The following is a 23,250-nucleotide window of genomic DNA, read 5'->3' as shown; positions in this document are numbered from 1 at the left end:
CCCGGTGTCAGGTGGCGCTGAATCACAGGAACTCCTGGTCCACCGGCTCGGGCTCCGGCTTCCCGCGCGGACGTCGTGGCGGGTCGATGCGGACCGGACCGGTCGCCGCCCACGCGATGATCCCGAGCGCCCCGACCAACAACAGCGGGAGCAACCACAAGCCCACGCTGGTCATGTTCTCCGGACGGAGTGGGGCCACCAGCTCGTGCCGGTCGAACACCACGACCGTCCGATCGCCGGGATCACCCACGTAGGTTTCGTTCGAGGTCAACACCACCGAATCATGACGCCGATCACCACACTGCAACGAATAGTGCCACTCCTTGCCGTACTTCGACGTCCGCTCCATGTGACTACCGAGAACCGTGCACTCGACCTGTTCACCGAACACCGACATCCACGCCGGATGAGCGGTACCACATGCCATGAGAAGGCTGAGCGCGATGCCGAGCGCGGCGGCGATGACCCGACCCGGAACCTTCATGACGATGACGGAGACGGGGAACAGGAACCCTGCGAAAATAAGGACCGCAACAGCCGGTGGGAAAGTGCTGGAGCCCGCGAACGGCGCCGCCGCGACCTCCCCGAGCACAGCCACGACCGCCACCACGGTCCAGACGCGCCTTCTCCTGGTCATTCGTCGAGGTATCCCGTCACTCGTTTGAAAGTCGACTGCTGCGGCTCGGGAACGCCCTCGTTCTCCAGTTCGTCTTGCTTCGCCTTCTCGCGGGCGAGATCGGCCGTCAGCTTGGTGAAGAACGCGCCATCCGTGACGCTCGGCACCGAGTGCGGCGCCACCGTGCCATCCGGACGGGTCGCCTTGAACGGCGTGTAGGCGTCGACGGCAGCTTCACCCGGTTTCCAGGTCAAGTGCGGCACTTTGTCGGTGACCTTCTGCCAGGTGTTCCCAGCGTCACCGTAGGCACGGCCGAACTGCCTGCCCGCGTCCGCGAGCTTGGTACCCGCGTCACCCAGGGTCGGACGGGCGTTGCCCCAGTCCTCCATCCGCTTGCCCGCGTTCTCCAAGCCTTCGAACTTCACACCCGGCGTGTCGGGCACCCGCGCACCAGCCGCACGCGTCGTCCCGCCGCCGGCACCCTTGCCGAACCGGCCAAGACCCTTGAGCACGTCGCCAAGCGCGCCGAACAAACCCTTCAACCGCCCCATGATGCGCGTGACGACCCGCATCAACTTGGCGATCATCTGGGTGATCTTGCCGAGCACGACTGCCGCCCGGCCGACCGTCCACGCGGCGAACGCGGCGACCGAGCTGCCGAAGCTCACCACCGACGACGCCAGGGCGATCACCGCGTTGCGGATGACCTCGAAGATGAACATGGCGATCAGGTCGCGGATCATGCCGCGCAACGCCGCCGTGATCGTGCCCGCCGTGGCGACCTGCTCCGCCACGGTCACACAGGTCCGGCTGAGGGCGAGCGTTTCCCCGACCAACTGGCCCTGGCTCTTCCGGAACGCGTCCGCCGCCGCCTGTTCCCAGCCGCTGACCTGCGACTCCACCGCGTCGTGGTGGGCCTGGGCGATGCCGTCGAGGGTGGTCGCCGCCTGGTTCCACTTGGCGACCGCCGCCTTGATCTTGTCGCCGTTCCCGGCCAGCCAGTCCAGCGGCTCGCGCAGGAAGCTGATGTGCTCGATCAACCACCCGATACCGGCCGTGGCCAGCGTGCCGAGGGGATCGATGGCCAAGCTGAGCAGGTCCAAACCAACGGCAGCCGCATTCAGACCGATCTCGGCGTAATCGCCCTCTGACCGACGGCCCCACGAATCGGCCAACTGCATCACCGACTCGACCGGGCCCGCGCCGGCGTAGTTGTCCGGGTTCCCTGGCTTGGTGGAGTCGATCCCGGTGATCAGGCCGTCGTCACCCATCAGGAACCTCCCCCGAACCGCTCCCGGTTGCCGTCCTCGACGTTCTCGTAGTCCACGGCCGTGGCGATGGTGTCGGCCGCCGCCTCGCTGTTGGCCGTCGCCAGTTTCCGGATCGCGTCCGCCGTCTGGTCGGCGAACGACTGCGCCCCGTCGGCGAAGAACTGGAGCAGCACGCCGAACGTGTCCCCGCCGAGGTCGACCCCGGCGACGTCGTCGGCGACCTTGGCGATCTCGCCCTGCCGCCCCTCCTGGCCACCGGCGAACTTCCGCAACTGCCCGGCCTGGACCTTGAACCCGCTCACCGCAGCACCGTCCCGAAGCCATCGTCGTCATCGCCCTCGTCACGCCGGTGCGCCGGCGGCCGCTGAGCGGGCCGAGGCGGTGGTGGCGGAGCGCCCCACGAGTCCTGCCGCAGCACGCTGCCCTCCTCGGCCACTGGAGCAGGTGGCGGCGGCGGTTCCTCCTGCGGGATGAAGCTGGTCAGGAAGTCCATCGCCTCCGTGCCACCGAACTGCGGCTCGACGATCGACGCCACCTGCTGCGCGGCCTGGGCCTGGGCCCGACGCACGACCGCCATCACCGCCTGGCCGAGCTGCACGTGCGAGAAGTCGGCCGCGCGGGGCGAGAACTCGATGTGCTGCAACGCGCCGTTCGGCGCCACCGTGACGGTCACCGCGCCGTCCGGCGAGCGGACCGTGGCCGCCGCGTCGTTGATCTGTGCCTGCACGTCCTCGGACCGCCGGGCCAAGTCCTGCGCCCGTGCCTCCAGGTCCGCGATCATCCGCTCCGGGTTCACCGAGCGTGTCCCCCTCAACTCGTCTCGTGACGGCTGCCGAGTATTTCGGAACGCTCCGCCCGCTGTCCGCGGATTGCGGCAACTTCACGCCGACACGTCGGCCAGCGCCTCCAGCCGCACGAGGATGCGCGCGAGCGCGTGCAGCAGCCGCTTGATCTGGCCGGTGATCCGTTCCAGCACCGCCGCCGCCCGGCCGACCGCCCACCCCGTGAACGCCGCCAGCGACGCACCACCGCTCGCCTCGGCTGTCGCCAGCGCGACGGCGGCGTTGCGGACGACCTCCGCCGCGAACATCCCGATCAGGTCGCGGACCATGCCCCGCACCGCCGCCGTGATGGTGCCCGCGGTCGACAACTGCTCGGCGACCCCGGCACACCGGCGGCTCGCGGCTCGCACGTCGGCGGCCGTCGCGGGGTGTGGTTCGGCACGGGCCAGGCGGTCGAGGTCGACCGCGGCGGCACGCCACCGGCCGACCGCCTCCTTGATCCGGTCGCCGTCGCCCGCGAGCCAGTCCAGCGGCGCGTTCAAGAAGCGCACGTGCTCGGCCAACCACCCCAGCTCGGCCAACGGCGCCAACGGGTCGAGCACCAGACCGAGGGTGTCCAGCCACGCGGACGCCAGTGCCAGGTCCGGTGCCGGCGTCCAGTGCTCGTCGGCCTCCCGCGCCGCGCCGTCCGCCGGTGGCGGCACGACCGAACCCGCCGTCACCGGGCGCCGTACGTCCTCGGCGACGCGGGCGGTCAGCTCACCGGCGCCCTCGGCGAAGAACCCCGCCAGCAACCCGAACGCGTCCGGATCCACGCCGCCCAGCCCGTCGACGATCGCCTCACGCTCGTGCGCCGCGGCCGGCGATCTCGCCTCTGTCCCGCTCACCGCTCCGCCGGCCACCACAGGCTGCGCGGCAGTTCCACCTCGGGCGCTTCCGGACGCGGGACGTCCGCCCGCGCGCCCACCCGCCGGACGGGCTCGACCGGCTCGAACGCGGTCATGAACTCCATCGCCGCGGTGCCCGCGAACTCCGGCTCGACGGCCTCCGCCACCCGCCGCGCCACCTTCGCCCGCGCCCGCCGCACGGTCGCCATCACGGTCTCGCCCAGGTCGGCGTCCGACACCCCGTCACCGGGCAGCGAGAACCCGATGTCGCGCAACGCGCCGTTGGGCGCCACGGTCACCGTGACCCAGCCGTTCGGCGAGCGTACGGTCGCCTCGGCGGCGCGGATGCCGTCCTGCACCTCCCGCGACCGCCGGGCCAGGTCGCGCGCCTTGGCCTCCAGGTCGGCGATCATGCGTGCCGGGTCCACCCGTTCGTCCCCCTAGTCCGGACTGCACCGATCCGTGGAGTATCCCGGATCAACCGGCGCGGGGGATGTGCAACGGACCAAGTGCCAGCACCGCGCGGAACTCCTTGGGCGGCACCGGACGCGAGAACAGCCAGCCCTGGTAGGTGTCCACGCCGATGCCCCGCAGCACCTGGAACTGCGTCGCGGTCTCCACGCCCTCGGCCACGCACCGGCGGTCCATCGCGCGGGCCATGTCGACCACCGCCTTGGCGACGGCGAAGTCGGACGGGTCCTTGCCCAGGCCCGAGACGAACCGCCGGTCCACCTTGATGATCTGCGCGGGCAGGTCCTTCAGCCTCGCCAACGACGAGTATCCGGTACCGAAGTCGTCCACGGCGAACCGGATCCCGCGCTCCACCAGCTCGTCCATCGTCTGGCGCACCCGGGACGGCAGGTCGACCAGCGCGGTCTCCACCAGCTCCAGCACCACCCGGTCCCACGGGATGCCCGCCTCGGCGATCGCGTCGGCCACGATGTCGGCGAACTCCGGGTCGCCCGGCACCAGACCGGCCAGGTTCACCGCCACCGACACCGGCTTGCCGCCCGGCTCGGGCCAGCTCGACGCCTCCTTCAACGCGGTCCGCAGCACCCAGCGGTCCAGCTCGCGCATCAGGTCGCCCTGCTCGGCCACGGGCAGGAAGATGTCCGGCGGCAGCAGCCCGCGGTCCGGGTGCGGCCAGCGCACCAGCGCCTCCGCCGTCTGCACCACGCCGTCCACCCCGACCACCGGCTGGAAGTGCAGCGCCAACCCGTCGTGCTGCAACGCCTCCCGCAGCTGGCCCTCCAAGTGCACCTGCCGGTCGGCCGACGCGATCAACGCCGCGCTGGCCAGCGACACCCGGCCCGCGCCCGACCGCTTGGCCTCGAACATCGCCGCGTCGGCGAAGCGCAACAGGTCGTTGCCCGTGGCCCGGGACCCGTTCGGCACCGCCGCGCCGATCGACGCCGACACCCGCACCAGCTGCCCGTGCACCGGCACCGCCGTGCGCAACAGCCCGGCCACCCGCGTGGCCAGCGCGTCCACCCCGCCGACCCGGTCGAGGTTCTCGCAGATGATCACGTACTCGTCACCGGACAGGCGAGCCGCCGTGCAGCCGTCGGGCAGTCCACCCTCCAACCGCCGCGCCAACGCCACCAGCAACTCGTCACCGGCGTCGTGACCGAGCGAGTCGTTGACCCGCTTGAAGTTGTCGATGTCGCAGAACAGCACCGCGACCTTCGACCGGTCCGGCGACTCCAGCAGCTCGCCCAGCATCTCCTTGACCAGCGCGCGGTTCGGCAACCCGGTCAGCTCGTCGTGGGTGGCCTGGTGCCGCAACGCCTCGGCCGTGCGACGGCGCTCGGTGATGTCCTGGAACACGATCAGCCAGAACCGGCGGCCGTCGTCCTGCACGGACAACGCGATGTGCAGCTCGCAGTACACCTGCACGCCGTCGCGGCGGACCAGGATGCGCTGCGGGACCTTGTGCGTGCGCTCGGCGTCCGGCGCGGACATCTCGTCGATCGACGGCAACCCGCCGCTGGTGTCGTCGGGGTGGGTGAGCCGGTCGGCGGTCATGCCGCGCAGCTGCTCCAGGTCCATGCCCAGCAGGTCGCACAGCGCGTCGTTGGCGTCGACCAGCCGCTCGCCCTCGTCGAACAGGCCGATGCCGACCGGGGTGAGCGACACCAGGTCCGCGAAGCGCTGGCTGGACCGTTTCATCCTGGTCTCGGCGGCGCGCTGCTCGGTGATGTCCTGCGCCGTGCCGACCGCGAGCGGCAGGCCGTCCGGTCCCTTGACCACGACGCCGTAGCAGCGGAACACGCGCTGCCTGCCGTCGCGGCGCACGATCCGGTGCTCCAGCTGGATCGGCACCTCTTCGTTGGCCAGCTGCTGCCACAGGTCGTCCACCCAGGCGCGGTCGTCGGGGTGCACCAGGTCGAGGTAGCTCTGGTAGCGGGTGCGCTCGTCGCGCGGCACGTCGAACAGCTCGTGCAGCATGTCCGACCACACCACGTCACCGGTCTGCAGGTTCCACTCCCAGACGCCGAGCTGCGCGGCCTTCTGCGCGTCGGCGAGCCGGCGGCGGTCGTCGCGGAGCTGGCGTTCCAGCGCGCGGGCCTCGGTCACGTCCTGGACGGTGCCGTGCAGCAGGCTGACCTGGCCGCCCTCGAACTCGGCCCGCGCGCGGCAGACGTAGACGCGGTCGCCGACCTCGCTGCGCACCTCCGCCTCCAGCGTCCGGCCCTCGGTCGCGGTGCCGCCGTCGTCCAGCCTCAACAGCTTGCGGCGCAGGTCCTTCAGCACGCCCCGGTCGTCCGGGTGCACGCCGCACAGCAGGTCGTCGTCGGGGACGACGCCCAGCTCGGCGTACATCTCCAGCAGCACCTCGCTGCGGTGCACCGCGCCGGACGCGACGTCGTAGCTCCAGCTGCCCATGCGCGCGAGGCGCTGGGCCTCCAGCAGCCGGGCGCGCTCGGTCTCCAGCGCGCGGTCGGACCGCCACTGGTCGGTGATGTCGCGGATGTAGCCGGTGATGAACTGGGTCCGGCCGTCGGATCTCAACTTCGCCTCGGCGACACCGCGGATCCATCGCTGCTCGCCGTCGGGCAGGATGATCCGGTAGACGATGTCGATCGGGTTGCCGTCGAGTTCGCGGTTGGCCCAGTAGCGGGCGACCATCTCGTAGTCGTCGGGGTGCACGACGTCCAGCACGGCCTGCGCGCCGGGCACCACCTCGCCGGGCCGCACGCCCATCATCTCGTAGTGCGACTCCGACCAGACCGTGACGCCGGTGTGCGGGTCGTACTCCCACGAGCCGATCTGCGCGACCCGTTGCACGGTGCGCAGCCTCCGCTGCTCGTCCCGCAGGTCTTCGGCGGCTTGCGCCAGGTCGGACACGTCGACCATCAGCACGGCGTGCAAACCGGTACCGGGTACCTGGGTGCGCACCACGCGGACCGGCACCAGCGCGCCGTCGGCCTGGTGCAGGCGCAGGTCGTCGGGGCCGCCGAGCAGCAGTTCGCCCAGGGAACGGCCGACGAGGTCGTCGGCGGACCGGGCCTTGGTCAGCGCCACCGCGGCGGCACTGGCTCGCATGACCACGCCCTTGGGATCGCACAGCAGCGTGGGCGCCTCGGGCAGGGTGATACCGGCCAGCGCCACGTCGCCGTTCTGCGAACGCGCTGGGTCGAGCATCACCGGAGCGCGTCCAACCCGCTTGGGCACGGTCCCACCTTCCCGTGTCTACGGCAGGGATGACCGGCCCGACCGCACCCAAAGACGGCGTCCCTCTCCACGGGCAATATTCACCCGAGGAGAGGGACGGTAGCGCTTCGGAGCGTCATCGCCCACCCCTCAACGGGCTAACGAAACAACACGTTAGCGGTTCCGTTGCCTGTTGACGGGTACGGACGGATGCGGCCGGAGCTCTCCCAACTCCGACTTGGAGTCAGGCTACTCCGTCTTCGCGGGCTGCCAAGGCCACAGCGGCGGCCACTTCCGGGCCGACCCGCGGGTCGAGGGCGCTCGGCACGATCCGGTCGACCGAGAGGTCGTCCGCGGCGACCGCGGCGATGGCCCGCGCGGCGGCGAGCTTCATGCCCTCGGTGATCTTCGTCGCGCCCGCGTCCAGCGCACCGCGGAAGATGCCGGGGAACGCGAGGACGTTGTTGATCTGGTTGGGGAAGTCGCTGCGACCGGTGGCGACCACGGCGGCGTGCCGCCCGGCCACGTCCGGGTGCACCTCCGGGTCGGGGTTGGACAGCGCGAACACGATCGAGTCGTCGGCCATGCTCGCGATCAGGTCCTCGGGCACCTTGGACGACGAGACGCCGACGAACACGTCCGCGCCGCGCAACGCCTCGGCGATGCCGCCGCGCAGGCCACTGGCGTTGGTGACCTCGGCGAGCTCGGCCTTCACCGGGTTCAGCCCGTCCCGGCCCACGTGCACGATGCCGCGCGAGTCGACCACGGTGACCTCGCCGATGCCCGCGGCCAGCAGGATCTTCGCGCACGCCACCCCGGCCGCGCCCGCGCCGGAGATGACCACGCGCTGGTTCGCCACGTCCTTGCCCAGCACGGTGTTCGCGCCGCGCAGGGCGGCCAGCACCACGACCGCCGTGCCGTGCTGGTCGTCGTGCATGACCGGCACGTCCAAGGCCTCGATCAGCCGGGCCTCCAGCTCGAAGCAGCGCGGCGCGGCGACGTCCTCCAGGTTGACCGCGCCGAACGACGGGCGCAGCCGGACCAGCGTCTCCACGATCTCGTCGACGTCCGTGGTGTTCAGCACCAGGGGGATGGAGTCCAGGCCGCCGAACGTCTTGAACAGCGCCGCCTTGCCCTCCATGACCGGCAGCGACGCGCTCGGGCCGATGTCGCCGAGGCCGAGCACGGCCGTGCCGTCGCTGACCACGGCGACCAGGCGGTGCGCCCACGTGTACTTCGCGGCCAGCCCCGGGTCGTCCGCGATGGCCCGGCTGACCCGCGCCACACCCGGCGTGTAGGCGATGGAGAGAGCGCGCGGGTCGGCCAGTGACGCGGTCGCGCCCACGGCCAGCTTTCCGCCTTCGTGCGCGCGGAAGATTTCCTCGTCGCTCAATTCGGTGGTCATCTGGGGCTGGTCGTTGACTGCGGTCAAGGAAGTCCTCCTGCGGTGCGCGATAACCTGCGGCGCACCGGGACCGGCGTTGTCACGCGGGTCGACGGGGCCTGTCTGCGGTCGTCCACACGGTCTGTCGGACGGCTCTCTGAGGGCGGTGTGCGGGCAAGCATGGCAGTGTCGCCGGCCGCTGTCTGCGGCGGGGATCACAGTTTTTCCGCAGGTCAGAGGTAGTGCCACAGAACGTACGTCCGGTTTTCTGAACCGACCGGTCAGTTTCCGCAGGCAGGATCGGTCAAGAGCCGGCTCGCTCTAGGGTGTGCGCCATGCAGGTACGTGAGTTGAAAATTTCCGGCGCTTTCGAGTTCACCCCTTCGGTGTTCCCCGATGACCGCGGTTTGTTCGTCGCGCCGTACCAGGAAGCGGTGTTCACCGAAGCCGTCGGGCACCCGCTCAAGGTCGCCCAGACCAACCACAGCGTGTCCAAGCGCGGCGTGGTGCGCGGCATCCACTACGCCGACACCCCGCCGGGGCAGGCCAAGTACGTGCACTGCCCGCGCGGGCGGCTGCTCGACGTCGTGGTGGACCTGCGCGTCGGTTCCCCGACGTTCGGCGAGTGGGACGCGGTGGAGCTGTCGGAGGAGGTGTTCAACTCCGTGTACCTGCCCGAGGGGCTGGGGCACGCGCTGATGGCGCTCGAAGACGGCACGGTCGCGTCGTACCTGTGCTCGGAGGGGTTCAACCCGAAGGCCGAGCGCGGCGTGCACCCGTTGTCGGTGGACCTGCCGTGGCCGGCCGACGTGGCGCCGCTGCTGTCGCCGAGGGACGCCGACGCGCCGACGCTCGACGAGGCGCGCGACGCCGGGCTGCTGCCGTCGTACGACGAGTGCGTGGCCTGGTACGCGAAGCTGCGTTCGTAGAGTCGTGCTCCGACCGGCGGCTCAGCCCTTCGCGGCCCGCCGCCGGCGGAGCGGTCGCGGCCGCGGCCAGAGCCGGGCGCGGACCACGCCGACCACCTCGGCGGCGCCGAGCGTGCGCGAGTCGGTGGAGGCGAACGGGTTGTCGCCCTCCACGTGCCACCCGGTCCCGTCGCGCCGGACGGCCCGCTTCACGGACAGCTGCCCGGGCCGCGCCGCCCACCTGACCAGCACAAGATCGCCCGTCGCCGGCGGTTTCCCGTACCCGACCCACACCACGTCGCCCGTCCTCAGGGTGGGCACCATCGAGGGTCCGACCACCCGAACCAGCGGCAACGGGTTTGCTTCCTCCCGTGCCAACGATCACCTCCACCTGCTCGCGCCGAGGCCCCGGAGTAGGGTTCGTCACGTCGGAGCATCCACTGTCAGGGAGGAAAGATGCGACTTCTGTCGCGCATCCGTTCACTCCGCCGCCCGCTCCTGGAGGCCACCGCGCACTGCGACCTCCCGTGCGGTGTTTACGACCCGGCCCAGGCCCGGATCGAGGCCGAGTCGGTCAAGGCGATTCAGGAGAAGTACCAGGCGAACGAGGACCCCGAGTTCCGCGCCCGTGCCATCCTGATCAAGGAGCAGCGGTCGGAGCTCGTCAAGCACCACCTGTGGGTGCTGTGGACCGACTACTTCAAGCCGCCGCACTTCGAGAAGTACCCGGAGCTGCACGACCTGTTCAACCGGGCGACGAAGGCGGCGGGCGCGTCGGGCGCGAAGGGCTCCATGGACCCGGCCAAGGGCCAGGAGCTGCTCGACCTGATCGCCCAGATCGACAAGATCTTCTGGGAGACCAAGGCCGCGGCCTGATCACTTGCGGTACACGGCGCTGACCAACGGAGACCTTCCGCCCGGTCAGCGCCGTTTTGCGTGCGGCCACAGCCTTCACGCCGGGCCCGGAAGCCGGCCGACACGGCCGTGACGGTCACGGCACCGTCAACGACGGCGGGCCAGGAGGTAGGCGCGGCGGGTTCCCACCTCGTGGGCGTAGTGGACCCGTTCCAGCCGCACCTCGACCGCGAACCCTGCCGCTTCGAGCAGCGCCTCGACGTGCGCCGTCCGCAGGAAGTGGAAGTCCACGTCGACGTCGTGCCCCCACCACTCGTCCAGGTGGCGGACCTCTTCACCGACGTGGAACGACACGAGGAACAGCCCCGTGGGCCGCAGCACCCGCCGCACTTCGGAGAACGCACGGCCGAGGTCGGCCGGGTCCAAGTGGATGATCGAGTAGAAGGCCACGGCGGCGCCGAACTCGCCGTCCGGGGCCGGCAGGTCCAGCAGGTCGCCCTCGCGGAACTCGACGGCGGCGAACCGGCGGCGGCCCGCGGAGACCATCCCGGCCGACAGGTCGATCCCCACCGCACGCGCGCCCCGCTGCGCCGGCCACGCCGCCACGTGCCCGGGTCCGCAGCCGAGGTCGGCGATCGGGAGGCCCCGGTCGGCCTGCTCCAGCAGGCCGGCCAGCAGCGCCCGGTCGACCGGCTTGTCCGCCAGCTCGTCCCCGAGCCGGGTCGCGTACTCCTCGGCGACGGTGTCGTAGCTGCGCCGCACGGCGTCGTGATGACCACCCACGACCCCCACCCTGTCACGAACGCCACCTCGACCCACCCCACCACGACCGCGCGACCTCCGTAAGCTGCGAACCGTGACCTCACACGTCTACCTGCTCCGGCACGGGCAAACCGAGTGGTCCGAGAGCGGGCGGCACACCGGGCTGACCGACGTCCCGCTCACCGACACCGGAGTGCAGCAGGCCCGGCGCGCCGGAGCCGTGCTGGCCCGGCTGCGCGCCACCGACCTGCCGCCCGCCCTGGTGCTGGCCAGTCCCCGGCAGCGGGCCTGGCGGACGGCAGAGTTGGCCGGGCTGCACGACGTGGAGCGCACCGAGGAGCTCTCGGAGTGGGACTACGGCGACTACGAGGGCCTGACCACGCCGCAGATCCGGGAGACCGACCCCGGCTGGACGGTCTGGACCCACGCGGTGCCCGGCGGCGAGACGCACGACGAGGTGGCCGCGCGCGCCGCCAAGGTGCTCGACCGGGCGCGGCAGGCGTTGACGAGCGGTGACGTGGTGCTGGTCGGGCACGGGCACTTCAGCCGCGTGCTCATCGCCACCTGGCTCAACCTGCCGCCGAGCGAGGGTGTCCACTTCGGACTGGACCCGGCCGGTACGACGGTGCTCGGCGACGAGCGCGGCGACCCGCAGGTCCGCAGGCTGAACGTGCCCGCCTGGGAGGTCGACGTTGACTGACCCACGGATCAGGCGCGTCCGCGAGGAGGACGTGCCCGCCGTCGTCGGCCTGGTCGAGGAGCTGGCCGAGTACGAACGCGCCCGGCACGAGTGCCACCTGACCGTCGAGCAGCTGCACGACGCGCTGTTCCGCCCCTCGCCCGCCCTGTTCGGCCACGTGGCCGAAGTGGACGGTCGGGTCGTCGGCATGGCCCTGTGGTTCCTCAACTTCTCCACCTGGCGGGGCACGCACGGCATCTACCTCGAAGACCTCTACGTCCAACCGGACCAGCGCAAGAGCGGCCTGGGCAAGGCACTCCTGCGAGCCCTCGCCGAGGAGTGCGTCGCCCGCGGCTACGCGCGGCTGGAGTGGTGGGTGCTCGACTGGAACGCGCCCGCGATCGGCTTCTACAAGTCGCTCGGCGCGGTCCCGATGGACGAGTGGACCGTCTTCCGCCTCACCGACGACGACCTCAGCCGACTGGGACGGGGCGACTGACGGCGGCCTGCCGGACCAACCCCACCCACCACACGAACGTGAACGCGATCACGGTCGGGTTCTTCACGAACAGCAGCACGGCGAGGTAGGTCTGCCGCGCGCCCTCCGGCAGCAGCCCGCCGACCACCTGCTCCGCGACCGCGTCGAAGACCAGGAACGCCACCGACAGCAGCACGCCCTGCCACACCAGGCTCGGCCAGTGCCGCGTCGCGAACGACCGCGCGTTCGCCCAGCTCAACCGCTCGCCCCGGGTCGCCAACCGCCAGATCACCACGACCAGCAGCACCCGTGCGGCCAACACCACGACCTCCGACGCGAACCCCACCGCGCCCGGCAGGCCCCAGTTCACCGCGACCAGCCGCTGCACGGACGCCACGAGCGACAGCCCGACGATCACCGCCCAGTGCCGCAGGTAGAACCGCCCGGCCCACCGCGGCACCTCCGCCGCCAGCCTCAGCTCCGCCACTACGCCGAACCCCCTCATCCGCCGAATATTTTAGTTCAGTGTACTGAAATATCGAGCGAGGTAAAGTGACGGCATGGACGGGCGGGACTTCGGACGCGAGCTGAGCACGGCGGTGGTCGCGTTCCACGAGGCCGTCGGCGCACGGCTGGGCGTGACCGCGGTGGACCAGCGCGCGCTCGCGCTCATCGCCGGCAAGGGCCCGCTCTCGGCGGGCGAACTGGCCAAGGAGATCAACCTGACCCCCGGCGCGGTCACCGGCGTCGCCGACCGGCTCGAACGCGCGGGCCTCGTGCGGCGCGAACCCGACCCCGCGGACCGCAGGCGGGTGGTGATCAGCGCGGTCCCCGGCGCGTTCGGGCAGGTCTTCGCCGGGCTGAGCGCGGCCATGGGCGAGCTGACGGCGCGCTACAGCCCGCGGGAGCAGCAGGTGATCGCGGACTGGGTGGTCCGCACGGTCGACGTGCTCAAGGAGCAGACCCGCCTGCTCAGCGAAGGGCGGACACCGCCCGCTCCTGGTCGACCGTGATCCGGTGCACGACCACCGCCAGCGCCGCGGCGGCCACCGCCAGGCACACCGTGTTCAGCCACGTCGCACCCAGGTTCACCCCGAAGTACAGCTCGGACGCGCTTCCCGCGGCGGTCACCCGCTCCCGCATCGTCACCTCGAACGCGGTCAGCCACGACAAGACCCAGAACACCCACCACACGACGACCGGCCCGGCCACCGCGCCTCGCCTGCCCGGCTGCGCCGCGGCCCAGCCGGTGTCGAGCACGACCCGCAGGGGGATGTAGAAGTTGGCGAAAGGCACGAACCAGCCGCCGAACACCATGCCCGGCGGGAACTGGTGCCGCCCGCTCGCCGCGTTGCGCCGAGCCCGCTGGAGCCACACCAGGAACACGACGACGGTCGCCAGGGACAGCAGGATGAACGCCACGAGGGCGAGCGGCGCAACCGTCATCAGCAGCGCCAACACCGAGTCCAGCCCCAGCAACGCCACCAGCGGCACGCGCAACGAGGTGACGTTCTCCCACCGCCGCGGCTCCGGCATCGCCGCGTACGGAGCCGTGTACGGCATTTGCGCGTATGGCTGTTGCGGTGCCTGGTGCACCTCGGCCACCGGCGAGGTCAGGTGAGGCGTCGGCTGTGGCGCCAACGACGCGTGACACGAGCGGCACGTCGACACACCGGACAAAACGGGCGTGCCACAGTTCGGACAAGTCATGGTGATCCCCCCGGCCCACAACACCGCGAAACGCGGTTGCCGAATCCTAGACCGGTTCGACGACTCGCGAATCAGCCGATCGGCCGCTTCACGCCCACCGCGCCGTAGGCCACCGCCTCGGCGCTGGTGGCCGGCTCACCCTCGCCACGCCACTTCGTCGCCAGCACCAGCCCGGGTTCGAGCAGGTCGAACCCGTCGAGCATGGTCTCCACGTCCGCCTTGGTCCGCGCCACGATCGGCGACTCGGTCTCCTCCGCCACGCCGACCAGCTTGCGCACCAGCTCCGGCTGCTCGTCCGCGGTCAGGTGGCTGATCACCAGGTAGCTGCCGTCGGCGATCGCGTCGCGGTAGCGGCCGACCAGCTCGGCCGGCCGGTCCTCGTCGGCGATGTACGGCAGGATCGCCACCATCAGCACGGCGACGGGCCGGGTCAGGTCGAGCAGGGTGCGGACCTCGGGCGCGTCCAGCACCGCGGCCACGTCCCGGATGTCGGCCTCGGCGATGGCGGCGCCCTCGTTGTCGCGCAGCATGGTGCGGCTGTGCGCGACCGTGGCGGGCTCGTTGTCCACGTACACGACGCGGCACGTGGGGTCGGCCTGCTGGGCGACCTCGTGCACGTTGCCCGCGGTCGGGATGCCGGAACCGAGGTCGAGGAACTGGCGGATGCCGTGCGCCACGCACAGCCGCACGGCCCGGCGCAGGAACGACCGGGTGTGCTGGACCATCGCGGCGGTCGGGATCTCGCTCATGGACCGGTCGGCGAACTCGCGGTCGACCGCGAAGTTGTGCGCGCCGCCGAGGTAGTAGTCGTACAGCCGGGCCACGTTGGGGCGCTCGACGCCACCCTTGGTCGACACCCACTTCGGGGGGTTCTGCACTGCGCACCTCACCCTGACTGCACCCGGAGCGGCGTGAACGCCCTGCCAGACCGTAGCTGGCTACTCCGTTCGTGTCCATCCGCCAAATGTGAACACGTAGGGTGATTGTGACTGGTGAGTGGCGCCGAACTCAAACCGTGGTGCCCCGGCCGAGGGGGCGGCGCAGGGGGAGAGATGCCTGCCCCCTCGGCCGGGAGCTCGGGGTCACACGCCGGTGTAGGAGCGGATCCAGTCGCGGTAGCGGGTGACGGCGGTGTAGTTCGACCGCGTGGAGCGGTCGCTGGTGGAGGCCACGCCGACCTGGTAGCGGCGGCCGTCGACCGGGCTGGTGGCGAACATCGGGCCGCCCGAGTCGCCGCCGGCGGCGATGCCGTCGATCCGGGTCACCGAGATCGCGATGCCGCCGCGGTAGTCACGCCCGTTGACCGAGGTCACGCGGGTGTTGGCGTACTTCAGGTAGCGGGACTGGCAGTTGATCTCCGGCTGGTTGGTGCAGGTCGCACCCCAGCCGTAGAGCTGCACGGTCTGGCCGACGGTCACGGCGCTGGTGGTGCCCAGCGGCGCGTACGTGCCCGCGACCGACCGGTCCAGCCGCGCCAGCGCGAGGTCCGCGGACGGGTGCTGGATGATCCGGGTGGCGGTGGCCATGGTGCCGCCGCTGGTCTGGTCGAGGCTGCCGATGCGGAACGTGTAGGTGCCCGAGCTCGCCACGCAGTGCTGGGCGGTCAGGACCCACGTCGACGCGATGATGGTGGCCGAGCAGTTCTGCTGGCCGTTGCGGAACAGGCGGGCCGCCCACGGGGCGTTGGTGGCCGTGCCGCCGCCGATGATGTACGGCTCGACGCCGCCGGCTTCCTGGGCCGACGCCGCCGGGGCGAGCGTGGTCAGGGCGAGCGCGGACAGCAGTGCGGTAGTGGCTCCGACCACCGCGGACAGGGCGCGATTGAGTCGCATGGAGTTGTCACCTCAACGAACGCAGGGAGTGGTGAATTCACCACTCACAGCGTCACCTGTTGGAGTGACGCTGGCCACCCGCCGTTCGTCGGCGAGCAGCCAGACGATGGTCGGCGACCGAATGCCCTAAGCGTCCGCTTCGTCCGAATCCACGCCGAGCGCCCACCGCCGCACCGGGTTGGTGAACAGCAGAGCGAGGGTCCCCACCACGTAGACGCCGAGCAGGGCGCCCCACAGCTGGCGGTCGGACGGCCCGTACATGTACCAGGCGACACCCAGGAGGAGGAGTTGGACGACGATCGCGGGCGTGCGGCCCCAGTGCCTGCCGAGCACCAGGCCGACCCCGGCGGCGAGCACGCCACCCGCCAGCACCGCGAAGTAGGCGGCCTCGCCGAGCACCTCGCCGGACTCCTCCGCGCTGAACGACCGCACCACCAGCGCGACCGCGAAGGCCAGCCCGGTCAAACCCTGCAACGCGGTCAGCGCACCGGCGACGCGGACCGCCGGCGGCACCTTGCTCTGGGTCGACACGCTGGACCTTTCCTCACGGTGCGTACTCGTCACGGATCGTAGGCCACCCGGTTGGCGTGTCCCTTTCGGCCGCCCCAGGAGCGATGATCACACCAGTCTCTTCGGCGAGCCGGCGGTCGGGCCGGGGTGCACTTGTCGCGAGACGCAGGACACCGCGGAAACGCGACACGGAAAGGAGATGTCGGCCACTTTAGTGCGCTCTCAGCCCTCCTACCGGGTGACGCGCAACCTGTCCGAGGTCACGCGCTGTCTTACCCTGCAGGGGTGCGCGCACTTCTGGTGGTCAACCCGCAGGCGACGGCAACCACGCCTGCCGGTCGGGACGTGCTCGCGCACGCACTGGCCAGCGATGTGAAGCTCGACATCGTCGAGACGGACTACCGCGGTCACGCGGCGAACGCCGCGGCGCAGGCCGTCGTGGACGGGTACGACCTGGTCGTGGCCCACGGCGGCGACGGCACGGTGAACGAGGTCGTCAACGGCGTGCTGCGGGACGGCGCACGGCCGGGCCTGCCCATGCTCGGCGTCGTGCCGGGCGGGTCGGCGAACGTGTTCGCGGGCGCCCTCGGGCTGCCGCGCGACCCCGTCGAGGCGACCTACCGCCTGCTGCAGGCGATCGAGCACGGCACCAGCCGCAAGGTCAGCGTCGGGCACGTCGCGGCGACCGGCGCGGGCCCCGACCACGACCGCTGGTTCACCTTCAACGCGGGCGTCGGCTGGGACGCCGACGTGGTCGCGGCCGTGGAGCACCAGCGCGCCAAGGGCCGCCAGGCGTCACCCACCCTCTACGCGCGCACCGCGCTGACCAGCTACTTCACCCAGCGCAGACAGCCACCGACGCTCACCGTGCACATCCCGGACGAGCCGCCGTTCGAGGACGTCCGGTTGGCGTTCATCTCCAACACCGACCCGTGGACCTACCTCGGCGACAAGGCGATCCGGCTCAACCCGAGCACGTCGTTCGACGGCGGTCTCGGCCTGTTCGCGCTGCACGGGATGGGATTGCCGACAGTTCTTCGCTATGTCGCGCATCTCTTGGCCACGGACGGGAACCCCAAAGGCGGGAACCTGCTGCGGCGCGACGACGTCGAGTTCGTCCGGGTGACGAGTCCCGAGCCCGTCAACCTCCAGGTCGACGGCGACTTGCTCGGCGCGTGCACCGAGGTGGAGTTCACCGGCGTGCCCGGCGCGCTCACGGTCGCTGTGTGACCGTGGTGTGACCGGCTCGGTATCCATCCGCGATGTTGTGACCTGCTGTGACACCAGTGCGTGGAAGCTCAGGTGAACCCAGTCGATCTTTCGGGTGAGTTCACTCACCGGGTTGGGGCTAAACCCTTGACATCCCCGGCGTTCGTGAAAGCATTCACAAGCACCCCAAAAACCGACCGCTGACGAGTGGCGCGCCTTCGCGCGCGCCTAGCTGAGGAGTAGTTCCAATGGACTGGCGCCACCGCGCGATCTGCCGCGACGAGGACCCCGAGCTGTTCTTCCCCGTGGGGAACAGCGGTCCTGCGCTCCTGCAGATCGCCGAGGCGAAGACCGTCTGCCGCCGCTGCCCCGTCGTCTCCGACTGCCTCTCGTGGGCGCTCGAGAGCGGCCAGGACGCCGGCGTGTGGGGCGGGATGAGCGAAGACGAGCGTCGCGCCCTCAAGCGCCGCAACGCTCGCACCCGGGCTCGCAGCAACGCCTGAGAGCTGCCTTCGAGCAAGCACACGAAAGGCCCGACACCGTGCCAGGTGTCGGGCCTTTCGCTTGTGTTGCACACCCTCCCGCATGACCACGTGACTCCGCTGAGGTAGGTCGTCACGTGTGCACGGGGAGCAGTCTAACGCCGCGCTCTGAGGGGTACGCGCAGGACCGCCTCTGTACCGCCTCGGGACCGCCGCCGCAAGCTCAACGAGCCCCTGAGTTCGGACTCCACCAGCGTCCGGACGATCTGCAGCCCGAGCCGGTCGGTGCGCTCCAGCGAGAAGCCCTGCGGCAGGCCGCGGCCGTCGTCCGAGATCACCACGTCCAGCCACTTCGCCGAGCGCTCGGCGTGCACGACCACCTCACCGCGCTGGCCGGCCGCGTAGGCGTGCTCGAACGCGTTCTGCACGAGTTCGGTCAGCACCATCACCAGCGGGGTCGCCAGCTCCGCGGGCACGATGCCGAACGGCCCCTCGCGGCGCACCACCACCTGCGACTCGGTGGCGGCCACGTCCGACATCATCGGGATGACCTTGTCCACCACGTCGTCCAGGTCCACCCGCTCGTCCACCGACATGGACAGCGTCTCGTGCACCAGGGCGATGGACGTGACGCGGCGCACCGACTCGGCCAGCGCCTCGCGCGCCTCCTCGCTGCTGGTGCGGCGGCTCTGCAGGCGCAGCAGCGCGGCCACCGTCTGCAGGTTGTTCTTCACCCGGTGGTGGATCTCGCGGATCGTCGCGTCCTTCGACATCAGCGCGCGGTCGCGGCGGCGGACCTCGGTGACGTCCCGGCACAGCACCAGCGCGCCCGCCGCACTGCCCCGCGGGCGCAGCGGCAGGGCGCGGAACAGCACCGCCGCCCCACGGCGCGACTCGGCCTCGATGCGCATCGACGGCTGGCCGTCCAGGGCCGCCCGGATGCGCTGCGCGACCTCGGTGGCGTCGAACGGGTCGCCGATGAGGGACCTGGTCAGCGGGGCCAGGTGCACGCCGACCAGGTCGGACGCGTGCCCCATGCGGTGGTAGGCGCTCAGCGCGTTCGGGCTGGCGAACACGACAGCGCCCGAGGCGTCCAGCCGGATCAGGCCGTCACCGACGCGGGGGCTGGTGTGCACGTCCGGGGACGGCTCGGTGGTCGGGAACGTGCCATCCGAGATCATCTGGCACAGGTCGGCGGCGCTGCCCAGGTAGGAGATCTCCAACGGGCTCGGCACGCGCGGCACGGCCAGGTTCGTGTTGCGGCTGAGCACCCCGATGACCACGCCGTCCCGCTTGACCGGGATCGCCTCGCGGCGCACCGGCACGCCCAGGTGCCAGCGCGGGTCCTCCTCGCGGCAGATCCGCGCCTCGCTCATGGCCCGGCGCAGCTGGGGGTGCTCCTCGACGTCCACCATGCTGCCGACGACGTCCTCGGGGTGCGCCGTGGGCGCGGTGGTCGGCCGTGCCTGGGCGACGCACAGGAACGTCGTCTCGTCCAGCGGCACCCACATGAGGAAGTCGGCGAAGCTGAGGTCGGACAGCAGCTGCCACTCCGCGACCACCAGCTGCAGGTGGTCGACGGCACCGCCGGAGAGCTTGGTGTGCTCGGCGAGGAGGTCGGTGAGCGTGGACAGCTACTCCACCACCGCGATCAGGTCGCCCTCCTGGACCACGTCACCGGGGGACACGGCGATGCGGGTGATCCGGCCGGCGCCCTCCGGCAGGACCGGGATCTCCATCTTCATGCTCTCGAGCACCACGAGGGTGGTCTCGTGCGTGACCTCGTCACCCTCTTTGACGGCGATCTGGGCCACGTTCGCCACGATCTCGGCCCGGATTTCCTCGGCCATGGTCCTCCTTCGTCCGAGGGTCATCCAACCACGATTCAGGCCCGGTGCCGTGCCCAGGCGACCGCGTGACACACTGGGGCGAGGTAGTTCGAGCACTAGGAGAACCCCATGTCGAAGCGTGCCCGCAAGCGCCGCGACCGCAAGAAGGGTGGCGCCAACCACGGGAAGCGCCCCAACGCCTGATCGGTTCCACGGCGTGCGAAGGCCCCGGAGCACCTGCTCCGGGGCCTTCGGCTTTCCGGGGTTACCGGGCCCGCGCCCGGGTGACCCCGATCGTTCAGCTGTTCGACGTCTCGGTGCGGGTCACCGTCGTGGTGACCTCGACCTCCACCGTCGTCTGGTCCGCGGTCTGGTAGAGCCGGGCGCGCAGTCGCCGCCGCAGCTCCTCCGGCGCGTGCTCGCCGCCGCACTTGCGGGCCAGCAGGGCCTTCAGGTGCTCCTCGATGCCGTACTGCTCCAGGCACGGGTGGCACTCCTCCAGGTGGGTCTGGAGCAGTTCCTTCCGCTTCTGGTCGCACTCGTGGTCGAGGAACAGGTAGACCTCGGACAGCACCTCGGAGCAGTCCGTCTCGTGCGGTTTGCCGCAGCTCATCAGCCCGCCACCTCCTGCCGACCGTCGCGGATGATGCCGCGCTCGCGTGCGGTGTCCGCCAACTGGTCGCGAAGCTGCCTGCGGCCCCGGTGCAACCGGGACATCACGGTGCCGATGGGGGTGCCCATGATGTCTGCGATCTCCTTGTAGGCGAAGCCCTCCACGTCCGCGAGGTACACCGCGATCCGGAACTCCTCCGGCAGTCGCTGCAAGGCTTCCTTGACGTCTGAGTCCGGCAGCCGGTCCATCGCCTCGACCTCGGCCGACCGCAGCCCGGTCGACGTGTGGCTCTCCGCCTGCGCCAGCTGCCAGTCCGTGATCTCGTCGGTCGGCTGCTGGATCGGCTGGCGCTGCTTCTTGCGGTAGCCGTTGATGTAGGTGTTGGTGAGGATGCGGTACAGCCAGGCCTTGAGGTTCGTGCCCTGCGAGAAGGACGCGAACGCCGCGTAGGCCTTGAGGTAGGTCTCCTGGACCAGGTCCTCGGCATCGGCCGGGTTGCGGGTCATCCGCAGGGCCGCCGAGTACAACTGGTCGAGCATCGGCATCGCGTCGCGCTCGAACCTGGCGGCGCGCTCGGCCGTTGTCTCGTCAGTCGGCGTGTCCTGCGTTCGCGTGGCTGGCACCGCGCTCCCTTCCCACCTGCTGGTCAGCGCGGTGGCCGGTACTGTCTGGGACGCAGTCGAGGATACGCGGCGGTCTCCCGGTCGGCAGTGAGCGGAGCCACGCGGGGGGCGTGCCTTGACCTGCCTGCCGACCTGCTGATCCATCACCTCGATAGCCACGCTCCTGGCAACGCGACGACCTCGCCGCGCATTCCCTCGGCTATCGTGCGCGATCATGGCCGGTCGAGGGACGCCCGCCACCGCGTTGCTGGACAAGCAGAAGGTGGCCTACACGCTGCACGCGTACGAGCACGACCCCCGCCACGAGTCGTACGGGCTGGAAGCGGCGGAGGCGTTGGGCATCGCACCCGAACGGGTGTTCAAGACGCTGGTCGCCGAGGTGGACGGCAAGCTGGCCGTCGGCGTGGTTCCGGTCACCGGCCAGCTGGACCTGAAGGCGCTGGCCGCCGCCGTGGGCGGGAAGAAGGCGAAGATGGCCGACGTCGCGGCGGCCGAGCGCGCCACCGGGTACGTGGCGGGCGGTATCTCGCCGTTGGGGCAGAAGAAGCGGCTGCCGGTGGCGGTGGACGCGTCGGCGGAGGGTTTCGAGACCGTTTACTGCTCGGCCGGACGGCGTGGACTGGAGGTCGAGATCGCACCGAAAGACCTGGTCAGGCTCACGCAGGCGGTCGTGGCGCCGATCTCGGCCTGAGGCCCGCGGTCAGACTTCGAGCGGGCGCAGCACCCGGTTCAGCCACTCGCCGACGGCACGGCCGACCCCGGCCACGTCGGCCTTCAGGTTGTGGTCGCCGGGCAGCAGCACGACGTCGCGGTGGTGCGCCGCCTCGGGCCGGCCGAACGGGTCGTTCTCGCCCTGCACGACCAGCGTGGCCACCTCGACGCCGTCCAGCTCGGCCATCCGGGACTTCTCCGGCTTGCCCGGCGGGTGCACCGGGAACGCCAGGCACAGCACGGCCACCGCCTGGCCCTCCGACGACGTCCGGCACGCCACCCGCGCACCGGACGACCGGCCGCCGAACAGCAGCGGCAGGTCGTCGAACCACGTCGTGCCCAGCTCGTCGGCCACCGCGAGCCACGCCGCGTCGAGCTGCTTGGCGGGCGCGGGCGCACGACGGCCGGCCACCCGGTAGGGCTGCTCGACCAGCGCCACGTGCACGCCGACGTCCACCGCCGCACGGGTCGCCGCCACCAGGTCGGGCGCGGCGATCCCGCCACCCGCGCCGTGCCCGAGCAGCAGCACGGCACGGCTCTCGGAGGCGCAGTGCAGCTCGGCCCGCGCGGGGCCGTACGGGGTGTCGACCACCCGCGAGGTCATGTGAGCTCGAACAAGGTGGGCTCCGGCTTCTCGGACTCCCCCAGCGCGACCGCGTCCATCAACGACGGGTCGTTGTTCTTGATGCTGTTGACCTTCATCGACACCGGGCGCAGCTCCAGCGCGTCGACCAGGTCCAGGTCGGGCTGGAGCAGGCTCTTCGGGTCGGCGTTGTCCGGGTCGAGCCACGCCGCCCAGCGGTCCCTCGGCAGCACCAGCGGCATCCGGTGGTGCACGGAGGTCATCTCGCCGATCGCGTCCGTGGTCAGCACGGCGCACGTGATGATCGGCTTGCGCTCGTCGCCCTCCTGCTGCCACCACACCGACCAGATGCCGGCCATGGCGATGCTGGAGTCGTCGCCGGGGTTGATGAAGTACGGCTGCTTGCGGCCCTCACCCGGCTGCCACTCGTACCAGCCCGCGGCCGGGACGATGCACCGGCGCTTGGCCGCCGAGTCGCGGTAGGCGGGCTTGTCCAGCACGCTCTCCGCCCGCGCGTTGATCATCTTGGCGGCGCCGGACAGGTCCTTGGCCCAGTGCGGCACCAGGCCCCAGCGCATCACCCGGACGCTGCGCTCGGTGGTGTCCGGGTCGGGGTTGCCCTCGTCGTCGCGCGGGTGCCGTTCGACCACGGCGAGCACCTGCTTGGTCGGCGCGACGTTGTAGTCCGGGCCGGGCGCGTCGCCCTCGGTGCCGTCGACCGCGTCGAACTCCGCCGCGAGCAGCGCCGGGTTCTTGGTGGACGCGTACCTGCCGCACACACCGATCACCTCTCCACCGATTACCCTCGGGCGCTGCCATCGTCGCACGTCGGAAAGCCCGGTGCGAGCTGTCGACCACCCGATGCGGAATCA

General features: G+C 71.0%; 30 protein-coding genes. 9 read left to right on the top strand and 21 right to left on the bottom strand.

Annotated elements, in window-relative coordinates:
• Window positions 1-22: 22 nt before the first annotated feature.
• The 8 genes from A6A25_RS17535 to A6A25_RS17500 form a co-directional block, all read right to left on the bottom strand.
• Window positions 23-484 carry a hypothetical protein gene (locus tag A6A25_RS17535; RefSeq protein ID WP_143193228.1) on the bottom strand — a complete coding sequence of 154 codons (462 nt, stop codon included), beginning with the start codon at window positions 482-484 and terminating at the stop codon, window positions 23-25.
• 149 nt (window positions 485-633) lie between these two features.
• Entirely contained in the window at window positions 634-1,887 is a 1,254-nt protein-coding gene (locus A6A25_RS17530) for a WXG100 family type VII secretion target (protein WP_073891386.1), read from the bottom strand.
• Entirely contained in the window at window positions 1,887-2,189 is a 303-nt protein-coding gene (locus tag A6A25_RS17525) for a type VII secretion target (protein ID WP_073891384.1), read from the bottom strand. Before A6A25_RS17525 ends, A6A25_RS17530 begins: the two co-directional genes overlap by 1 nt.
• Entirely contained in the window at window positions 2,186-2,701 is a 516-nt protein-coding gene (locus A6A25_RS17520) for a YbaB/EbfC family nucleoid-associated protein (RefSeq protein WP_158073753.1), read from the bottom strand. The genes A6A25_RS17525 and A6A25_RS17520 overlap by 4 nt, the downstream gene beginning before the upstream one ends.
• Before the next feature lie 66 nt (window positions 2,702-2,767).
• Window positions 2,768-3,556 (bottom strand): hypothetical protein, encoded by a 789-nt coding sequence (locus tag A6A25_RS17515; RefSeq protein ID WP_143193227.1) that lies wholly within the window; start codon window positions 3,554-3,556, stop codon window positions 2,768-2,770.
• Window positions 3,553-3,984, bottom strand: coding sequence for a YbaB/EbfC family nucleoid-associated protein (locus A6A25_RS17510; RefSeq protein ID WP_073891380.1), 432 nt, complete (start codon window positions 3,982-3,984; stop codon window positions 3,553-3,555). Before A6A25_RS17510 ends, A6A25_RS17515 begins: the two co-directional genes overlap by 4 nt.
• 49 nt (window positions 3,985-4,033) lie before the next feature.
• Window positions 4,034-7,231: a sensor domain-containing protein gene (locus A6A25_RS17505; protein WP_073891378.1), complete on the bottom strand. Its 3,198-nt coding sequence runs from the start codon at window positions 7,229-7,231 to the stop codon at window positions 4,034-4,036.
• Between the two features lie 223 nt (window positions 7,232-7,454).
• A complete protein-coding gene (locus A6A25_RS17500; protein WP_073891376.1) occupies window positions 7,455-8,615 on the bottom strand; it encodes an NAD(P)-dependent malic enzyme in 1,161 nt (386 codons plus the stop codon).
• A 314-nt stretch (window positions 8,616-8,929) separates the two neighbouring features.
• Here A6A25_RS17500 and A6A25_RS17495 point away from each other — a divergent pair, with 314 nt between their 5' ends.
• Window positions 8,930-9,523 (top strand): dTDP-4-dehydrorhamnose 3,5-epimerase family protein, encoded by a 594-nt coding sequence (locus A6A25_RS17495; RefSeq protein WP_073891374.1) that lies wholly within the window; start codon window positions 8,930-8,932, stop codon window positions 9,521-9,523.
• Window positions 9,524-9,544: 21 nt separating this feature from the next.
• On the opposite strand, the gene A6A25_RS17490 is transcribed toward A6A25_RS17495, so the two are convergent.
• Window positions 9,545-9,856: a S26 family signal peptidase gene (locus A6A25_RS17490; protein ID WP_338013212.1), complete on the bottom strand. Its 312-nt coding sequence runs from the start codon at window positions 9,854-9,856 to the stop codon at window positions 9,545-9,547.
• A gap of 102 nt (window positions 9,857-9,958) precedes the next feature.
• Between A6A25_RS17490 and sodN the strand changes: the two genes are divergently transcribed.
• Window positions 9,959-10,378, top strand: coding sequence for a superoxide dismutase, Ni (gene sodN, locus A6A25_RS17485; protein WP_073891370.1), 420 nt, complete (start codon window positions 9,959-9,961; stop codon window positions 10,376-10,378).
• 126 nt (window positions 10,379-10,504) lie between these two features.
• Here sodN and A6A25_RS17480 read toward each other — a convergent pair whose 3' ends face one another.
• Window positions 10,505-11,140, bottom strand: a complete 636-nt coding sequence (locus tag A6A25_RS17480; RefSeq protein ID WP_073891368.1) for a class I SAM-dependent DNA methyltransferase — start codon at window positions 11,138-11,140, stop codon at window positions 10,505-10,507.
• A 73-nt stretch (window positions 11,141-11,213) separates the two neighbouring features.
• Here A6A25_RS17480 and A6A25_RS17475 point away from each other — a divergent pair, with 73 nt between their 5' ends.
• Window positions 11,214-11,819 (top strand): histidine phosphatase family protein, encoded by a 606-nt coding sequence (locus A6A25_RS17475; protein ID WP_073891366.1) that lies wholly within the window; start codon window positions 11,214-11,216, stop codon window positions 11,817-11,819.
• The gene (locus A6A25_RS17470) at window positions 11,812-12,297 is read left to right on the top strand and encodes a GNAT family N-acetyltransferase (protein ID WP_073891364.1); all 486 of its coding nucleotides are present in this window, start codon (window positions 11,812-11,814) and stop codon (window positions 12,295-12,297) included. The genes A6A25_RS17475 and A6A25_RS17470 overlap by 8 nt, the downstream gene beginning before the upstream one ends.
• Here the strand turns inward: A6A25_RS17470 and A6A25_RS17465 are convergent.
• Window positions 12,272-12,781: a hypothetical protein gene (locus A6A25_RS17465; protein WP_073891362.1), complete on the bottom strand. Its 510-nt coding sequence runs from the start codon at window positions 12,779-12,781 to the stop codon at window positions 12,272-12,274. The two genes, A6A25_RS17470 and A6A25_RS17465, sit on opposite strands and share 26 nt — an antisense overlap.
• A 55-nt stretch (window positions 12,782-12,836) precedes the next feature.
• Here A6A25_RS17465 and A6A25_RS17460 point away from each other — a divergent pair, with 55 nt between their 5' ends.
• On the top strand, window positions 12,837-13,289 hold the full coding sequence (locus A6A25_RS17460; protein WP_073891359.1) for a MarR family winged helix-turn-helix transcriptional regulator: 453 nt from the start codon (window positions 12,837-12,839) through the stop codon (window positions 13,287-13,289).
• Here A6A25_RS17460 and A6A25_RS17455 read toward each other — a convergent pair.
• The 4 genes from A6A25_RS17455 to A6A25_RS17440 all read right to left on the bottom strand — a co-directional run bounded on the left by A6A25_RS17455 (window position 13,249) and on the right by A6A25_RS17440 (window position 16,349).
• Entirely contained in the window at window positions 13,249-13,839 is a 591-nt protein-coding gene (locus A6A25_RS17455; RefSeq protein ID WP_073891357.1) for a DUF4328 domain-containing protein, read from the bottom strand. The genes A6A25_RS17460 and A6A25_RS17455 overlap by 41 nt on opposite strands.
• A gap of 218 nt (window positions 13,840-14,057) precedes the next feature.
• Complete coding sequence (locus tag A6A25_RS17450; protein ID WP_241828766.1) at window positions 14,058-14,864, bottom strand: SAM-dependent methyltransferase; 807 nt, start codon at window positions 14,862-14,864, stop codon at window positions 14,058-14,060.
• A 204-nt stretch (window positions 14,865-15,068) separates the two neighbouring features.
• On the bottom strand, window positions 15,069-15,818 hold the full coding sequence (locus A6A25_RS17445) for a S1 family peptidase (RefSeq protein ID WP_073891353.1): 750 nt from the start codon (window positions 15,816-15,818) through the stop codon (window positions 15,069-15,071).
• 126 nt (window positions 15,819-15,944) lie between these two features.
• Window positions 15,945-16,349, bottom strand: coding sequence for a hypothetical protein (locus A6A25_RS17440; RefSeq protein WP_073891351.1), 405 nt, complete (start codon window positions 16,347-16,349; stop codon window positions 15,945-15,947).
• A gap of 264 nt (window positions 16,350-16,613) precedes the next feature.
• On the opposite strand from A6A25_RS17440, the gene A6A25_RS17435 reads away from it, so the two are divergent.
• Both A6A25_RS17435 and A6A25_RS17430 read left to right on the top strand, forming a co-directional pair.
• Window positions 16,614-17,558: a diacylglycerol/lipid kinase family protein gene (locus A6A25_RS17435; protein ID WP_073891349.1), complete on the top strand. Its 945-nt coding sequence runs from the start codon at window positions 16,614-16,616 to the stop codon at window positions 17,556-17,558.
• A gap of 227 nt (window positions 17,559-17,785) precedes the next feature.
• Window positions 17,786-18,040 (top strand): WhiB family transcriptional regulator, encoded by a 255-nt coding sequence (locus A6A25_RS17430; RefSeq protein ID WP_053719541.1) that lies wholly within the window; start codon window positions 17,786-17,788, stop codon window positions 18,038-18,040.
• 134 nt (window positions 18,041-18,174) lie between these two features.
• On the opposite strand, the gene A6A25_RS17425 is transcribed toward A6A25_RS17430, so the two are convergent.
• Window positions 18,175-19,653 (bottom strand): PAS domain-containing sensor histidine kinase, encoded by a 1,479-nt coding sequence (locus tag A6A25_RS17425; protein WP_073891347.1) that lies wholly within the window; start codon window positions 19,651-19,653, stop codon window positions 18,175-18,177.
• Window positions 19,654-19,869, bottom strand: a complete 216-nt coding sequence (locus tag A6A25_RS17420) for a biotin/lipoyl-binding carrier protein (protein ID WP_073891345.1) — start codon at window positions 19,867-19,869, stop codon at window positions 19,654-19,656. It abuts the gene before it with no gap.
• 108 nt (window positions 19,870-19,977) lie between these two features.
• Here A6A25_RS17420 and A6A25_RS46840 point away from each other — a divergent pair, with 108 nt between their 5' ends.
• Window positions 19,978-20,052 (top strand): 50S ribosomal protein bL37, encoded by a 75-nt coding sequence (locus tag A6A25_RS46840; protein WP_096498094.1) that lies wholly within the window; start codon window positions 19,978-19,980, stop codon window positions 20,050-20,052.
• Window positions 20,053-20,146: 94 nt separating this feature from the next.
• On the opposite strand, the gene rsrA is transcribed toward A6A25_RS46840, so the two are convergent.
• Complete coding sequence (gene rsrA / locus A6A25_RS17415) at window positions 20,147-20,461, bottom strand: mycothiol system anti-sigma-R factor (RefSeq protein ID WP_073891342.1); 315 nt, start codon at window positions 20,459-20,461, stop codon at window positions 20,147-20,149.
• On the bottom strand, window positions 20,461-21,084 hold the full coding sequence (locus A6A25_RS17410) for a sigma-70 family RNA polymerase sigma factor (protein ID WP_073891339.1): 624 nt from the start codon (window positions 21,082-21,084) through the stop codon (window positions 20,461-20,463). Before A6A25_RS17410 ends, rsrA begins: the two co-directional genes overlap by 1 nt.
• 214 nt (window positions 21,085-21,298) lie before the next feature.
• On the opposite strand from A6A25_RS17410, the gene ybaK reads away from it, so the two are divergent.
• Window positions 21,299-21,775: a Cys-tRNA(Pro) deacylase gene (gene ybaK, locus A6A25_RS17405; RefSeq protein WP_073891336.1), complete on the top strand. Its 477-nt coding sequence runs from the start codon at window positions 21,299-21,301 to the stop codon at window positions 21,773-21,775.
• Between the two features lie 9 nt (window positions 21,776-21,784).
• On the opposite strand, the gene A6A25_RS17400 is transcribed toward ybaK, so the two are convergent.
• Both A6A25_RS17400 and A6A25_RS17395 read right to left on the bottom strand, forming a co-directional pair.
• The gene (locus tag A6A25_RS17400; RefSeq protein ID WP_073891333.1) at window positions 21,785-22,399 is read right to left on the bottom strand and encodes an alpha/beta hydrolase family protein; all 615 of its coding nucleotides are present in this window, start codon (window positions 22,397-22,399) and stop codon (window positions 21,785-21,787) included.
• On the bottom strand, window positions 22,396-23,157 hold the full coding sequence (locus A6A25_RS17395) for an SOS response-associated peptidase (protein WP_073891536.1): 762 nt from the start codon (window positions 23,155-23,157) through the stop codon (window positions 22,396-22,398). The genes A6A25_RS17400 and A6A25_RS17395 overlap by 4 nt, the downstream gene beginning before the upstream one ends.
• Between the last annotated feature and the right edge of the window lie 93 nt (window positions 23,158-23,250).

It is taken from the genome of Saccharothrix sp. CB00851, assembly GCF_001905065.1.
Classification (GTDB): Bacteria; Actinomycetota; Actinomycetes; order Mycobacteriales; family Pseudonocardiaceae; genus Actinosynnema.
Note: the sequence above shows the minus strand (reverse complement) of the source record. Positions and strands in the feature narration are given on the sequence as shown.

Bases quoted from the DNA above. Each gene is read 5' to 3' on its own strand.
- A6A25_RS17535 (WP_143193228.1), bottom strand. From the start codon at position 484: ATGAAGGTTCCGGGTCGGGTCATCGCCGCCGCGCTCGGCATCGCGCTC.
- A6A25_RS17465 (WP_073891362.1), bottom strand. From the start codon at position 12,781: ATGAGGGGGTTCGGCGTAGTGGCGGAGCTGAGGCTGGCGGCGGAGGTG.
- A6A25_RS17500 (WP_073891376.1), bottom strand. From the start codon at position 8,615: ATGACCACCGAATTGAGCGACGAGGAAATCTTCCGCGCGCACGAAGGC.
- A6A25_RS17455 (WP_073891357.1), bottom strand. From the start codon at position 13,839: ATGCCGTACACGGCTCCGTACGCGGCGATGCCGGAGCCGCGGCGGTGG.
- A6A25_RS17460 (WP_073891359.1), top strand. From the start codon at position 12,837: ATGGACGGGCGGGACTTCGGACGCGAGCTGAGCACGGCGGTGGTCGCG.
- A6A25_RS17400 (WP_073891333.1), bottom strand. From the start codon at position 22,399: ATGACCTCGCGGGTGGTCGACACCCCGTACGGCCCCGCGCGGGCCGAG.
- rsrA (WP_073891342.1), bottom strand. From the start codon at position 20,461: ATGAGCTGCGGCAAACCGCACGAGACGGACTGCTCCGAGGTGCTGTCC.
- A6A25_RS17420 (WP_073891345.1), bottom strand. From the start codon at position 19,869: ATGGCCGAGGAAATCCGGGCCGAGATCGTGGCGAACGTGGCCCAGATC.
- A6A25_RS17430 (WP_053719541.1), top strand. From the start codon at position 17,786: ATGGACTGGCGCCACCGCGCGATCTGCCGCGACGAGGACCCCGAGCTG.
- ybaK (WP_073891336.1), top strand. From the start codon at position 21,299: ATGGCCGGTCGAGGGACGCCCGCCACCGCGTTGCTGGACAAGCAGAAG.
- sodN (WP_073891370.1), top strand. From the start codon at position 9,959: ATGCGACTTCTGTCGCGCATCCGTTCACTCCGCCGCCCGCTCCTGGAG.
- A6A25_RS17530 (WP_073891386.1), bottom strand. From the start codon at position 1,887: ATGGGTGACGACGGCCTGATCACCGGGATCGACTCCACCAAGCCAGGG.
- A6A25_RS17445 (WP_073891353.1), bottom strand. From the start codon at position 15,818: ATGCGACTCAATCGCGCCCTGTCCGCGGTGGTCGGAGCCACTACCGCA.
- A6A25_RS17495 (WP_073891374.1), top strand. From the start codon at position 8,930: ATGCAGGTACGTGAGTTGAAAATTTCCGGCGCTTTCGAGTTCACCCCT.